Origin of the sequence: Mesorhizobium sp. C399B, from assembly GCF_030323185.1 — a bacterium.
Lineage (GTDB): Bacteria > Pseudomonadota > Alphaproteobacteria > Rhizobiales > Rhizobiaceae > Mesorhizobium.
Window position 1 is genome coordinate 1,520,025 of record NZ_CP100472.1, and the last position, 12,617, is coordinate 1,532,641.

A 12,617-nucleotide genomic window follows, 5' to 3' on the forward strand; every position below is an offset into this window, starting at 1 on the left:
GAGGATACCGAACTGACTGATGCCTGGGTCCAAGCCGGTAGTTCTGCGAAACTTCAACTCGTCAATGCGCTGCACTGTGATCGATCCCGTCGCTACCCCATTGGTTAGCATTGTGACGATGGCGACGTCGACCCGCCATCTGAACTACTCGATCGCCGCGGTCGAAGCATTTTATTAATGACATAAAACGCGATATCCTTGGTCCTCACTATTGAAGGAATACATAACGGCACGCGCTCGATCCAGCTGAGCGCCCTCAACCAGCACAGGCTGACCTGACGTGGCCACTTAACTGCCCAGCGCAGGACTTTCGTGTAACGCTGCTCCCTCCCATTCCGAAAATCCATAGCACCTTGGTATCGGTCTGAGTCTTTCTCGCCGGTCGCTGGGCAAAGATTCGCTCGTAAAAGGATACAGAATATCGCGCGTGCACGCTCTTCTTCCGAGACTAGAAAATGGTTCAATCTTGGAAATCGTAATTCGAAAGTCAGGTCCCTTGGATCACTCTTCCTCCCTTCTTCTGGGAGATGATTTCGTTCAGACGCAGCATTTCTGCTGGTACTAGCAAGCGCCCTCGGGGACTGGCTGCCTGCCACGGGAACCTTGCTGTACGCATTGCTCGGCATGCTCCCTGTCGACTTCGTCTACGTGCTTCTCAATGGTGGCAGCGGCGCATTTGCGCCGTGGCCACCCTCGCACAATCGCTCGGAGAGACCCTTCAGCCGGGCGAGGTTGGTACGTCGTTGTCGGGGCGCTCGGAGGCTTGTCTCGCAGTGGCCGGCTGCCGGACGTACGGCTCTGGCGACGCCGAGTGTCGCCCGTGACAATGCCAATGGGGCTACCGGGATGATATTGGGATTATCGTTGTCGGATCACAAAAACCGGGGTTTTCCGACGCACCGATCAGCTGCTGTCGCAGCAAGTAGGGCGGCGTCGGGCTCTCCATTGGCCGCTCGATCGATGAGCACCACAAAGGACAGATCTGGGAGAGCGCATACCGGCCCGGGAGCGAGCGTTCCGTTCGCCATCCCTTACATCTCGGAACAAATCGCGGGCCTGAAACCGTGCATACGGAAAACGCGGCGCCCAGTCCGATGACCAACCGTCCGCTCGTGACGATCATCGATGATGACGTCCTGAAGCAGAGCCGGCCGCTCCGCCTGCGGGGACGGCCGGACTCTGCGCTCACCACGCCCACTTGGGAGGCGTGCAGGTCTGCACTGGCGGGGATCAGGCGCTACGTATCGACCTGAACGCAGCCCGGAGCTCGTTGGCGAAAACCTGCGGCTGTTCCCAGGCCGCGAAATGGCCGCCTTTCGGGAGACGGTTGTAATAGATCAGCTTTGGATAAGCCTTCTCAGTCCAGCTGCGCGGCGCTGTGTAGATCTCGTCCGGGAATGCACTCACCGCAGTGGGGAGCGGCACACCTTTCGGCGCAAAGAAAGCTAGCTTGCTTTCCCAGTAGAGGCGCGCCGAAGAGACCGCAGTGTTGGTGAGCCAGTAGAGCGCGATGTTGTCAACGACGTCTTCCTTGGACAGACCCTCGGACTTTCCGTCGAAGACTCGGGCGATCAGGTCGTAGCTGCGTGCATCGTGGTCGAGCATCCAGGCCGCGAGCCCGATGGGTGAATCCGCCAGCGCGTACAGCGTCTGCGGTCGGTTTGCCATCTCTTGGGCGTAGGCCAACCCATGCTTCCAAAAGAAGTCGAGTTGATCCCAGGCATAACGTTCGTCGGTCGATAGACCGGAGGGCGCAGGGCCGCCCGCCGCGAGCGCACTCGAGACCTCATCCGGCAACGTGGCCGGCATGTTCGTATGAATGCCGATCAGACCCGGCGGACTCTGCAGCGCCATCTGCTCGGTGACGGCATTTCCCCAATCGCCGCCCTGCGCCACGTATCGCGTGTACCCTAACCGCGTCATCAGTTCGCCCCAGGCTCGCGCGATCCGGATTGGATCCCAGCCAGCTGCCGTCGGCTTCCCTGAGAAGCCGTGTCCCGGCAGCGAGGGGATGACAAGGTCAAAGGCGTCTGCAGCGCCGCCCCCATGGGCCGTCGGATCGGTCAAGGGACCGATGATCTTCAACTGCTCGATGATCGAGCCCGGCCATCCATGGGTGACGATGGCCGGTAGCGCGTTCGCATGCTTCGAGCGAATGTGGATGAAATGGATATCCAGCCCGTCGATCTCGGTAACGAACTGCGGCAAGCCGTTCAGGTACGCCTCGCATTTGCGCCAGTCGTATTCGGTCTGCCAATAATGCGCGAGCGCCTTCATCGTCGCGAGCCTAACACCTTGGGCGGTGTCATTCACCGTCTCGCGCTCAGGCCACCGCGTAGCTTTGAGGCGGTGCTTGAGGTCGACGAGATCAGCGTCCTCAACGTGGACGCGGAACGGGCGAATGGTCTCAGACCCGCCACTCTTCATTGCTCCCGCGACACCCGGCAAGGTAATCATCGCAATAGCCCCTGCGGCGGATGCCGCGAGAACTTCCCGGCGGGTGGACATTGAAGATAATGATGACATCTGTACCTCCTCATAACTTGACTAAAGCTGCTCGCCTCGAGACAGCACGAATCAATGAGGCCAGTAAGTACCGGTCACTTCTATTGAACGTTGGTATCGCCGATACCTTGGTATGCTCCAAGTGCATCTCGCGGCAACGCCGAGGCTCCGCCACTCGAGCTCAGGGCTGTTGCGGAGGCGCTTGCGGCAGACAGCGCGAAGGATTGGGCATTTCATCGTCGGCACAAAGGTATCGGCGATACTTGGGTCCAATTGATTTAGCGGGGCAGCGCGGGTCTCATACCCGCGAATCGATAATGGCCAGCGACTTCGATTTTCCGAAATGGATTCGGAATGAGAAAACGAAATCAGAGCCGCGGCGCTGATTCGTCCTGCCGTCCGCATTGACTGAGGCGCAAGATGTCACCGACACAGCAACGCCAGAGAGCCGTTAGCCATGGACCGCCGGCCCAATGGCCGCCGTAAGATCCACAGTATGTTGGCCGGGGCGGATTGAAACAGGCGACCCTAGCTATCAGCTCCGCCCGCCTGGCCAAGGGCTGGAGGCAGGAATGTCGGAGGCGATCTCAAATGCATCGGGAAGGGAGAAGAAGATGGCTGAATATCATACCAAACCGAACGGACCGGATCTGGTCAACGGCATCGCTTTATCTGACCTTCCCGATGGCGGAAAGCTCGTCGGTCATTCTGGCGGTGAACAGGTGTTGTTGGTACGCCGCGGGACTGAAGTTTTCGCCATCGGGGCGACATGCACCCACTACGGCGGGCCACTCGTTGATGGTCTTTTGGTTGAGAGCACGGTTCGGTGCCCATGGCATCACGCGTGCTTCGATTTGCGCACGGGCGAAGCATTGCGCGCGCCTGCCTTAAAACCACTCGCTTGCTGGTCGGTGGAGCTGCGCGATGATCGGATATTCGTGAGAGAAAAGCGAAAACGGACGGAACCAAAGCAGCGCGTAGGAGGGTCCAGCCATCCTCCCGGGAAGATCGTCATTGTCGGCGGCGGCGCGGCAGGCTTCGCAGCAGCCGAAAAACTGCGGCGCGAAAACTATCAAGGCAGCATCGTCATGCTCAGCAACGACGACGCGCCGCCGGTTGATCGGCCTATTCTTTCCAAAGACTATTTGGCTGGCAATGCGCCGGAGGATTGGGTTCCGCTTCGCCGGGAAAGCTTCTACGCAAAGAACGATATCGATCTGCGTCTCAATGCGGACGTCGCCAGCATCGATGCACGTTCCCATGAGGTTGTACTCGCGGACGGGACCCGGACACCCTACGACAGGCTACTGCTTGCGACCGGAGCCGAGCCAGTTCGCTTGGACATACCCGGCGCCGACCAGCCACACGTTCACACGCTGCGCTCGTTCGCGGATTGCAAGGCCATCATCGAGCACGCCTCGACCGCGCGCCGCGCCATCGTGCTCGGCGCCAGTTTCATTGGACTGGAAGTGGCCGCGGCCCTGCGCTCGCGTGGTATCGAAATTCACGTCGTGGCGCCGGATAAACGTCCTATGGAGCGGGTTCTTGGTTCGCAAATGGGCGACTTCATCCGCGCCCTCCACGAGGAGAACGGTGTCGTATTCCATCTCGAGGACATCGCGAGCAGCATCGATGGCAAGAAGCTGACTCTCAGGAGCGGAAATATGCTTGAGGCGGATTTCGTTGTCGCCGGTATCGGGGTGCGACCGCGGGTTAGGCTGGCCGAAAAGGCTGGACTCAACATAGATCGCGGTGTCGCAGTCAATGCCCTTCTGGAGACGAGCGCGCCTGGGATCTTCGCGGCAGGCGACATTGCGCGGTGGCCCGATCCAAATAGTGGCGAAAAGATTCGTGTCGAGCATTGGGTGGTTGCAGAGAGACAAGGGCAAACTGCAGCACTCAATATGCTCGGCCACAGCGAGAAATTCGTCGCACTGCCGTTCTTTTGGAGCCAGCATTACAACATACCGATCAACTACGTTGGTCATGCCGAGCGATGGGACGAGATCAAGGTTGATGGAGACATTGGTGCAAAAGACTGCCTGCTGCGCTTCAAGCGCGCAGGGCTTACGCTGGCCGTTGCTTCGATCTTCCGTGACATCGAGAGCTTGGAAGCTGAGGTGGAAATGGAGCGGCAAACAAGTGTTGGTAAGTCGTAGGGCTTGGGGACGAGCCACAGCGCTCCCGGTGGCCAAAAAGATCAGAGATGAGGGGCCGAGCGTTGGCGGTACAAATCCATGAAGGACGGTAGTCTGTTGACTTACCCACGTAGTCCGACGGTGAAGCGTTTTTTCGCTGATCCGCACGCAAGGATTTCTTTGGAGGGCAGATAGCTCCGGTTCTGCATATCTCCTCAATACCGTCAGTCCCGAGCCGGCAGTTGCACATTTGAATGCAAGGCAGGTCACGTATTTCAATATTGAGACCAGCCACGGAAGGGCGATGGCGGTTCGAGTCCGATCTGATTCGCCCTATTCAAGCTGAACACACCTACACCAAGGTGTCGACGACACCTTAGTGCGATAGATTTGGCGACACTGAGCGGCTCTGGTGGCGGAGTAGTTAACAGAAAGGTTGAATCATGCGCAGTTTCGTCAATATCGGTGCGATAGTCGGGGCATTTAGTCTGGCCGGCGCCACCGTCGCCCTCGGCGACGAGCCAAAGCCCACAATCGTCCTGGTCCACGGCGCATTCGCGGAGTCTGCCAGCTGGAACGGCGTGATCGCGGATCTGATCCATGACGGATTCACTGTGATCGCGGCGGCCAACCCTTTGCGAAGCGTCTCTGGTGACGCGGCTTATGTCGCAAGCGTCATTGGTTCAGTAAAGGGACCGGTCGTTCTTGTCGGCCATTCTTACGCTGGGGCGGTGATCTCCGCCATGGCGGGCCAGTTATCTAATGTGCGGGCGCTCGTCTATGTTGCTGCCTTCGAGCCCGAGATTGGTGAGAGCAGCCTCGAACTAACTGGTAAATTTCCGGGAAGCACACTCGGGTCCACGCTTGCGCCTCCAGTCAATCTGCCGAACGGTGACCAGGACCTGTACATACAGCAAGACAAATTCCATGCCCAGTTCGCCGCAGACCTCCCCGAGGCGGACGCGCGGCTGATGAGTGCGGCGCAGCGTCCAGTGAATCAGGCCGCCCTGGCCGAACGGGCAGTTCGTGCGGCCTGGAAAACCATTCCGTCCTGGTCGATTTACGGCGGTTCAGACCGCAACATCCCGCCGGCCGCTATGGCTTTCATGGCTGAACGTGCCCATGCGCGGAAGACAGTGGTCGTCCCAGGCGCTTCCCATTTGGTTATGGTCTCCCACCCTCGGGAGGTGGCTGCTCTGATCGAGGATGCGGCGAACGCAAAATGATAATGCGTCACAAGCGCAGATCCAAGTCCGATGAACCTACATTGCAGCATTTGCAACACTGAATAGAGTCGCGACCCTGGTTGATATGGGAGCCGTCAATTCGTCCGGTGGACGCGGTCCTGACGCTTCTCCGTACCGTCATGAGTTCGCTTCGCAGTGCGATCCGATCGGCCAAGAACCAACCGATGCTCACGCTGGGCAACGAATGCCTTTCTCGTTGCCCCACGACGATCATGAAGCCCCTCAGGTCGGGTGTCTTGAGCGAAATATCGGCCCGAAGACGCCGGCTAAATGCATCTGCGTACCTTCGGCGATTAGACCCGAGACTCCGCCTCTTGACGCCCCATTCGCAGTACTTTAATACGTATTAATAGGTTGTTGTTACGTATAAGGGACGATTTTGATTGCGCACTGGTCGGGCCACACAGAAAGACGTTGCGCGGCTGGCGGGCGTATCGCAGGCGAGCGTGTCGATGGTGATGAGCGGTGGCGGGTCTCCGGCGATTTCGTCGGAGACCTGGGAGCGGATCACCAAGGCGGCGGCGGAGCTTGGCTATACGCCGAACCGGTTCGCGCAGGCGCTCAAGACCAACCGCACCATGACCATCGCCTGCGTCGTGCCCGACATCACCAACCCTTTCTATCCGGCGCTGATGCGCGGCATCCAGTCGGTGGCCGAAAACCTCAGCTATGACGTGATCGCGGTCAGCACCGACGGCTCGGCCGAGCGCGAGCGGCATTTTCTCGACTGGTCCCGTCAGGGGCGGGTCGACGGTGTGATCGGCGTGTTCTTCACCTTGCGCGCCGGCGACTTCAAACCGCTGCTCGATGCCGGCGTGCCGGTGGTGCGTATCGAGTCCAGCAAGAAGCGCGGCGGCGACATCGCCATCGACGACATTTTTGTCGACAGCTACGCCGCCGCCTTCTCGGTAACGCAGTTTCTCATCGGCCGCGGCCACAGGCGCATCGCCATGGTCGCCGGCCGCGGTGGCCCCCAGGGCGTGCGGGTCGAAGGCTATCGCACCGCGCTGACCGAGGCCGGCGGCACGCCCTACATCCTCGTCGACGAGGAATTCAGCGAGACCGGCGGCGCCCGTGCCGCCGAGGCGGTGCTGGCCAGCGGCTATGCGCCGACGGCGATCTTTGCCGCCAACGATTTGATGGCCATCGGCGTCATGCAGGCGCTGCGCGATCGCGGCATCGCCATTCCCGGCGACATTGCGGTTGCCGGCTTCGACGACATTTCGGCGGCGCGGCTGGTCACACCATCGCTGACCACGGTCGCGCAATTCCAGGGCGACATGGGGGTCAAGGCTGCACAGATCCTGATGGAGCGCCTGCGCGGCGCCTCACCGGGCGCGGGGACCGCGCTCGAAATGCCCTACAGCCTGATCGAACGCGGTTCGACCTGACTGCCATAAGAAACGATATCGGAGGAGAACATCATGCAACGCCGTACATTGGTCAAGACCGGCCTCGGGCTTGTCGCCCTGCCGCTGCTGCCGCGCCTTTCCTTTGCCGACGACAAGAAGCCGGTCGGCTTCTGGTACGAATCCGCCTCACCGGAAAACCAGGACAACCTCAAGACCATTCTGATCGACCCGTTCAATGCGGCGCATCCGGAGGATGATCTGTCGATCGACTTCCGCGGCTCCGACCTCGACAAGCAATTGCGCATCGCCATGCTGTCGGGCAATGGCCCGGACGTCGTCTTCACCGCCGGCCCGAGCTATGTCGCGTCGATGGCGCAGGCCGGGCAGTTGCTGCCGCTCGACGACTACGCGGCAAAGCTCGGCTGGAACGACCGGCTGCTGCCGCTGTTCACGGAACTCGGCAAGTACGAGGGCAAGCTCTATGCGCTGGCCAAGACCTACGAGACGCTCGGTCTGTTCTACAACAAGACACTGTTCGACAAGAGCAGCTGGAAGGCGCCGACCACCATCGCCGAGCTCGAGGCGCTGGCCGACGAGATGAAGGCCAAGGGCCTGGTGCCGTTCGGCGCCGGCAATGCCGACTGGCGGCCGGCCAACGAGCACCATGTCTCGATCGTGCTCAATTCGGTGGCTGGTCCCGACAATGTCTACAAGGCGCTGACGGGCGCCATTCCATGGACCGATCCGTCCATCCAGGCGGCCATCGATAAGCTCGATGAGTGGTGGCAGAAGGGCTATTTCGGCCCCAACTATTTCTCGCTGACGCTGGAGCAGGCCTTTGCCCAGGTGGCAACCGGCCAGGCCGGCATGGCGCCGAGCGGAACCTGGAGCTTTACCAACGTCCCGACCTATTTCCCGCCCAACAATGCCGAACCGGCTTTCGTCGGTTTCCCGAGCACGAGCGGCCCGCCGGTCTATGCGCTCGGCATCGGCTCGACGCTCTCGGTCAACGCGAAATCCGAAAATCCGGACGGCGCGGCGGCGGTGCTCGACTATATCTTCAGCGACACATTCTACGGCGCCATGAACTCGGCCTGGCAGGGCGAGTGGAACCTGCCTTTGAAGGATCTGTCAGGGGTAAAACTCTCCGACAAGGTGCTGCCGCTCTACACCGAGTCGATGAAGAACCTGTCGACCGCCGTCGGCGCCGGCCAATATGGCTACACGACATGGACCTTCCTGCCGCCCGCCACCGACACCTATCTGGTCAGCGGCATGGAGGAAGTCTGGCTGAAGAAGATCTCGTCGAAGGACTACCTCAAGAAGCTCGACGAAACGTTTCAGCAGGAAAAGACGGCCGGCAAGGTGCCGGCGGCACCGAAGCGGGCTTGAGGCACCGCAAAACCCAACCGAACCAGCGACGGAGCGGCGCCTGACCGGCGCTAAATCAATAGAGCATGATGTCGTCCGAAAACCGCTTCACACTTTTCGGCATCATGCTCCAAAACCCAGGGCAATTGTCCATGCACCGGCTCTATCTCGTCCCGACGCTGATCATCAATTTCGTCATCGTGCTGGTTCCGGCACTGCTGACGGTTGTCCTGGCATTCTGCAACTGGGACGGTATTTCGACGCCGACTTTCTCCGGGCTGGACAATTTCCGGGCGCTGCTCGCCGATGGCGTGTTCTGGTCGGCGCTGACCAACAACATCATCTGGACCGGCATCTTCCTCGTGGTGCCGATCGCCATGGGGCTGCTGGCGGCGTCGATGCTCTTGATCGTGCGGCGCGGCAGCAATTTCTTCCAGGTCGTCTACTTCCTGCCGGTCGTCATCGCCACGGTCATCACCGCGCGCGTCTGGCAAGGCATGATCTACAGCCCGGTCACCGGCGTGTTCGGCATGCTGCAGCGCATGGGCCTGCCGGTCGCCAATCCGCTGGCGCAGCCATCGACCGCGCTGTTCGGCGTGGCGACCGTCGACCTATGGCACTGGTGGGGCTTTCTGTGCGTCATCTTCTTCGCCGCCCTTCGGCAGGTGCCTCAGGAGCAGATCGAAGCGGCGCGCATCGAGGGCGCCAGCTACGGCCAAATGATGCGCTATGTGCTTTTGCCGGGGATCCGGCCGACCATCATGCTGATGCTGATCATGACGGTGATCTGGAGCTTTCTCGCCTTCGACTTCGTCTACATCCTGACCCAGGGCGGCCCGGCGTTTTCAAGCGAGGTGCTGTCGACGCTCGCCTATCGCCACGCTTTCTACGACCTCAATGTCGGCCAGGCAGCGGCGGCGGCCCTGGTGATCAGCCTGTTCGGCCTCGTAGGCACCTTCTTCTATGTCCGGCTGCAGACGCAGGAGGGCGAGCAATGAGAATGGTCGAAAGCCGGACGACGCTCACCATCTCCTACATCGTGCTGGGCATCGGCGCCTTCATCGCGCTGTTTCCGATCGCGCTTCTGGTGCTCAACGCGCTGAAGCCGGCGGCGCAGATCGTGCAGAACCCGCTGTCACTGCCCAACCCGATCCGCTGGGAGAATTTCACCAACGCCTGGGCGCACGCCAAGTTCTCGAAAACCTTCATCAATTCGCTGCTGTTGTCGGGCACCACGATCATTCTCGTCTGCACGACATGCTCGCTGTCGGCCTATGTGCTGGCGCGCAAGAAAGTCGCCTCGTGGAAGATCTGGACGTTCTACCTGCTGGCGACCACCACGGCGCCGATCCAGCTCTACATTTTCCCGCTCTATTTCGGCTTCGCCAAGCTCGGCCTGGTCAACAATGTCTTCGGCGTCGCGTTGATCTACACCGCGCTCTACAGCCCGTTCGCGGTGATGCTGCTGAGGACCTATTTCATCGCCGTGCCGAAGGAGCTCGAGGAAGCCGCGCTGATCGACGGCGCCACCCATTGGCAGGTGTTTTCCAAGGTCATGCTGCCGATCGTGTCACCCGGGATTCTGACAGTCGCGCTGATCATCGGGCTCAATTCCTGGAACGAATTCGTGATCGCGACGACCTTCCTGCAGAAGGCCGACAAGGTCACTGCCGTCATCGGCTTCTACCTGCTCAGCGGGCAATACAGTTCCGACTGGGGTGAGATCATGGCCGCCGCGCTGATCATCGTGGTGCCGGTGGTGGTGCTGTTTGTCGCCATGCAGAAGCGGTTCATCGAAGGCATGGCGGGCGGCTCGGTCAAGGGCTGAAACCCGGGCTGAAATATTTCGAGTATCTGGAGCAGAACATGCAGTTACCCAATGACTATCTGGAACGGGTCTATGCCGGCGTGCTTGGTAAGCTGGTGGGGGTTTATCTCGGCCGGCCGTTCGAGGGCTGGACTTACCAGAAGATCATGAAAGAGCTCGGGCCGATCGACTATTACGTGCATGAGCGGCTGAACCAGCCGCTGGTGGTGACGGATGACGATGTCGCCGGCACCTTCACCTTCATCCGCGCGCTTGAGGATTACGGCATTTCGCCGGATTTGCCGGCCGAGGCCATCGGCAAGGCGTGGCTGAACTACATCGTCGAGGAACGCTCGATCCTGTGGTGGGGCGGCTCGGGCAATTCGACCGAGCATACCGCCTGGCTCAACCTCAAGAAGGGGATTCCTGCCCCACATTCCGGGTCGATCGCGACCAATGGTGCGACCGTGGCCGAGCAGATCGGCGCGCAGATCTTCATCGATGGCTGGGCGATGGTGGCGCCGGGGCAGCCGCTTCTGGCGGCAAAACTTGCCGAACAGGCCGGCAAGGTCTCGCATGACGGTGAATCCGTCTATGCGGCGATGCTGTGGGCAGCGATGGAGGCGGAAGCCTTCGTGTCCAGCGACATCGACCATCTCATCGACACCGGCCTGTCGGTGATCCCGCGCGACAGCCTGATCGCCAAGCTCATCGCCGATATCAGAGGCTGGGTGAAACAGCATCCCGACTGGCACGACACGCGTCAGAAGATCGAGGACAAATACGGCTACGACAAATATCCCGGCAATTGCCATGTCGTGCCTAACCACGCGCTGATGGTGATGGCTGTACTTTATGCGCCTGACGATTTCCAGAAGGCGCAGATGATCGTCAACACGTCCGGCTGGGACACCGACTGCAACGCCGGCAATGTCGGCTGCCTGCTCGCGCTGATGCTGGGCCTCGATGGCGTCGAGGCAGGTCCGGACTGGCGCGGGCCGATCGCCGACCGGCTGCTGATCTCGTCGGCCGATGGCGGCAATTCGATCAACGACGCGGTGCGGACGGCATACTACATCGCCAATCTCGGCATGACGCTTGCCGGCGGCAATCCGCTCGATGCGCCCAAGGGCGGCGCGCAGTTCCATTTCTCGCTGTCCGGCAGCCAGCAAGGGTTCCGCCCGGTTGAAGGCCATGGCGCAGCGATCGGCGTTCGCGTCGGCAATGTCGAATTCGAGAACGCGCGTGCACTGACCATAAACTATGGGGCGCTGGCGCCAGGGCTGAGCGCCGCGGTGACGACGCCGACCTTCTCGCCGCGCGAGGTGCTGTCGATGCGCACCTACGATCTGATGGCGACGCCGCTAGTCTATCCCGGGCAAGTGGTCAAGGCGCGCGTCGTCGCCGATCGCCACAACCAGGGCGCGGTGTCGGTGCGGCTGCGCATCCGTGCCTATGATGGCGAGGATCGTCTGCGCGATTTCGATGGCGATGCGGTCATCTTGAAGGCGGGCGAAGACCGTGTCCTGTCATGGCGCCTGCCGGATCTGGACGGCCAGCCGATCGCCGAGATCGGCATCGTACTCACCAGCGGGGGCAAGCGTGCGGATGGCCGTGTGCTGCTTGACTATCTCCGCTGGGACGGGGCGCCGGAACTCACGCTGCACCGTCCCGCCGGCGAATGCGATTTCTGGCGCATGGCCTGGGTGAATGGCGTCAGCTTCTTTTCCAAACGCTATCCTCCGAGCTTCCGCATTTCGCAAAGCCGCGACGAAGGCATCGTGATTCACGGGACGCGGCAATGGACCGACTATACAGTCTTCGGCGACATCGTCATTCACCTCGGCAATTATGGTGGCGTCTGCGCGCGCGTTCAGGGCCTGCGGCGTTACTACGCCGTGCGCGCCACTCGCGACGGAAAGCTGCAAATCGTGCGCACACGGGACGCCGACACCGCCGTTCTGGCGGAGACGGCATACGATCTCGTTTTCGAAAAGGCGATCCCGGTGACGCTGACCGTAAAGGGCAGCCACATCAAAGCGCTGTTCGATGGTGTGGCGATCGAGGCGGTCGACACCAGCGCCGAGGCATTGCCCGATGGCGGCATCGGACTGCTCATCGCCGAAGGTGCGCTCTCCACCGACGAACTACATGTGAGCGGCGCCTGAACGTGCTGCACCTACGATCATAGGGAAGA

At 60.8% G+C, this 12,617-nt stretch carries 8 protein-coding genes; 7 read left to right on the forward strand and 1 reads right to left on the reverse strand.

Going from position 1 to position 12,617, the window contains the following annotated elements:
* Positions 1–1,230: 1,230 nt before the first annotated feature.
* Positions 1,231–2,526 (reverse strand): epoxide hydrolase family protein, encoded by a 1,296-nt coding sequence (locus tag NLY36_RS07185; protein ID WP_023734883.1) that lies wholly within the window; start codon positions 2,524–2,526, stop codon positions 1,231–1,233.
* 593 nt (positions 2,527–3,119) lie between these two features.
* On the opposite strand from NLY36_RS07185, the gene NLY36_RS07190 reads away from it, so the two are divergent.
* The 7 genes from NLY36_RS07190 (at position 3,120) to NLY36_RS07220 (ending at position 12,588) form a co-directional block, all read left to right on the forward strand.
* Complete coding sequence (locus NLY36_RS07190; protein WP_023734884.1) at positions 3,120–4,664, forward strand: FAD-dependent oxidoreductase; 1,545 nt, start codon at positions 3,120–3,122, stop codon at positions 4,662–4,664.
* A 422-nt stretch (positions 4,665–5,086) separates the two neighbouring features.
* A complete protein-coding gene (locus NLY36_RS07195) occupies positions 5,087–5,869 on the forward strand; it encodes an alpha/beta fold hydrolase (RefSeq protein ID WP_023734885.1) in 783 nt (260 codons plus the stop codon).
* A gap of 404 nt (positions 5,870–6,273) precedes the next feature.
* Positions 6,274–7,281 carry a LacI family DNA-binding transcriptional regulator gene (locus tag NLY36_RS07200; RefSeq protein WP_023734886.1) on the forward strand — a complete coding sequence of 336 codons (1,008 nt, stop codon included), beginning with the start codon at positions 6,274–6,276 and terminating at the stop codon, positions 7,279–7,281.
* A 33-nt stretch (positions 7,282–7,314) separates the two neighbouring features.
* Entirely contained in the window at positions 7,315–8,634 is a 1,320-nt protein-coding gene (locus NLY36_RS07205) for an ABC transporter substrate-binding protein (RefSeq protein ID WP_023734887.1), read from the forward strand.
* A 131-nt stretch (positions 8,635–8,765) separates the two neighbouring features.
* Positions 8,766–9,611, forward strand: coding sequence for a carbohydrate ABC transporter permease (locus NLY36_RS07210; RefSeq protein ID WP_023734888.1), 846 nt, complete (start codon positions 8,766–8,768; stop codon positions 9,609–9,611).
* A complete protein-coding gene (locus tag NLY36_RS07215; protein WP_023734889.1) occupies positions 9,608–10,441 on the forward strand; it encodes a carbohydrate ABC transporter permease in 834 nt (277 codons plus the stop codon). The genes NLY36_RS07210 and NLY36_RS07215 overlap by 4 nt, the downstream gene beginning before the upstream one ends.
* Before the next feature lie 38 nt (positions 10,442–10,479).
* The gene (locus NLY36_RS07220) at positions 10,480–12,588 is read left to right on the forward strand and encodes an ADP-ribosylglycohydrolase family protein (RefSeq protein WP_023734890.1); all 2,109 of its coding nucleotides are present in this window, start codon (positions 10,480–10,482) and stop codon (positions 12,586–12,588) included.
* Positions 12,589–12,617 lie beyond the last annotated feature (29 nt).

Bases quoted from the DNA above. Each gene is read 5' to 3' on its own strand.
- NLY36_RS07185 (WP_023734883.1), bottom strand. From the start codon at position 2,526: ATGTCATCATTATCTTCAATGTCCACCCGCCGGGAAGTTCTCGCGGCA.
- NLY36_RS07190 (WP_023734884.1), top strand. From the start codon at position 3,120: ATGGCTGAATATCATACCAAACCGAACGGACCGGATCTGGTCAACGGC.
- NLY36_RS07195 (WP_023734885.1), top strand. From the start codon at position 5,087: ATGCGCAGTTTCGTCAATATCGGTGCGATAGTCGGGGCATTTAGTCTG.
- NLY36_RS07205 (WP_023734887.1), top strand. From the start codon at position 7,315: ATGCAACGCCGTACATTGGTCAAGACCGGCCTCGGGCTTGTCGCCCTG.
- NLY36_RS07210 (WP_023734888.1), top strand. From the start codon at position 8,766: ATGCACCGGCTCTATCTCGTCCCGACGCTGATCATCAATTTCGTCATC.
- NLY36_RS07215 (WP_023734889.1), top strand. From the start codon at position 9,608: ATGAGAATGGTCGAAAGCCGGACGACGCTCACCATCTCCTACATCGTG.
- NLY36_RS07220 (WP_023734890.1), top strand. From the start codon at position 10,480: ATGCAGTTACCCAATGACTATCTGGAACGGGTCTATGCCGGCGTGCTT.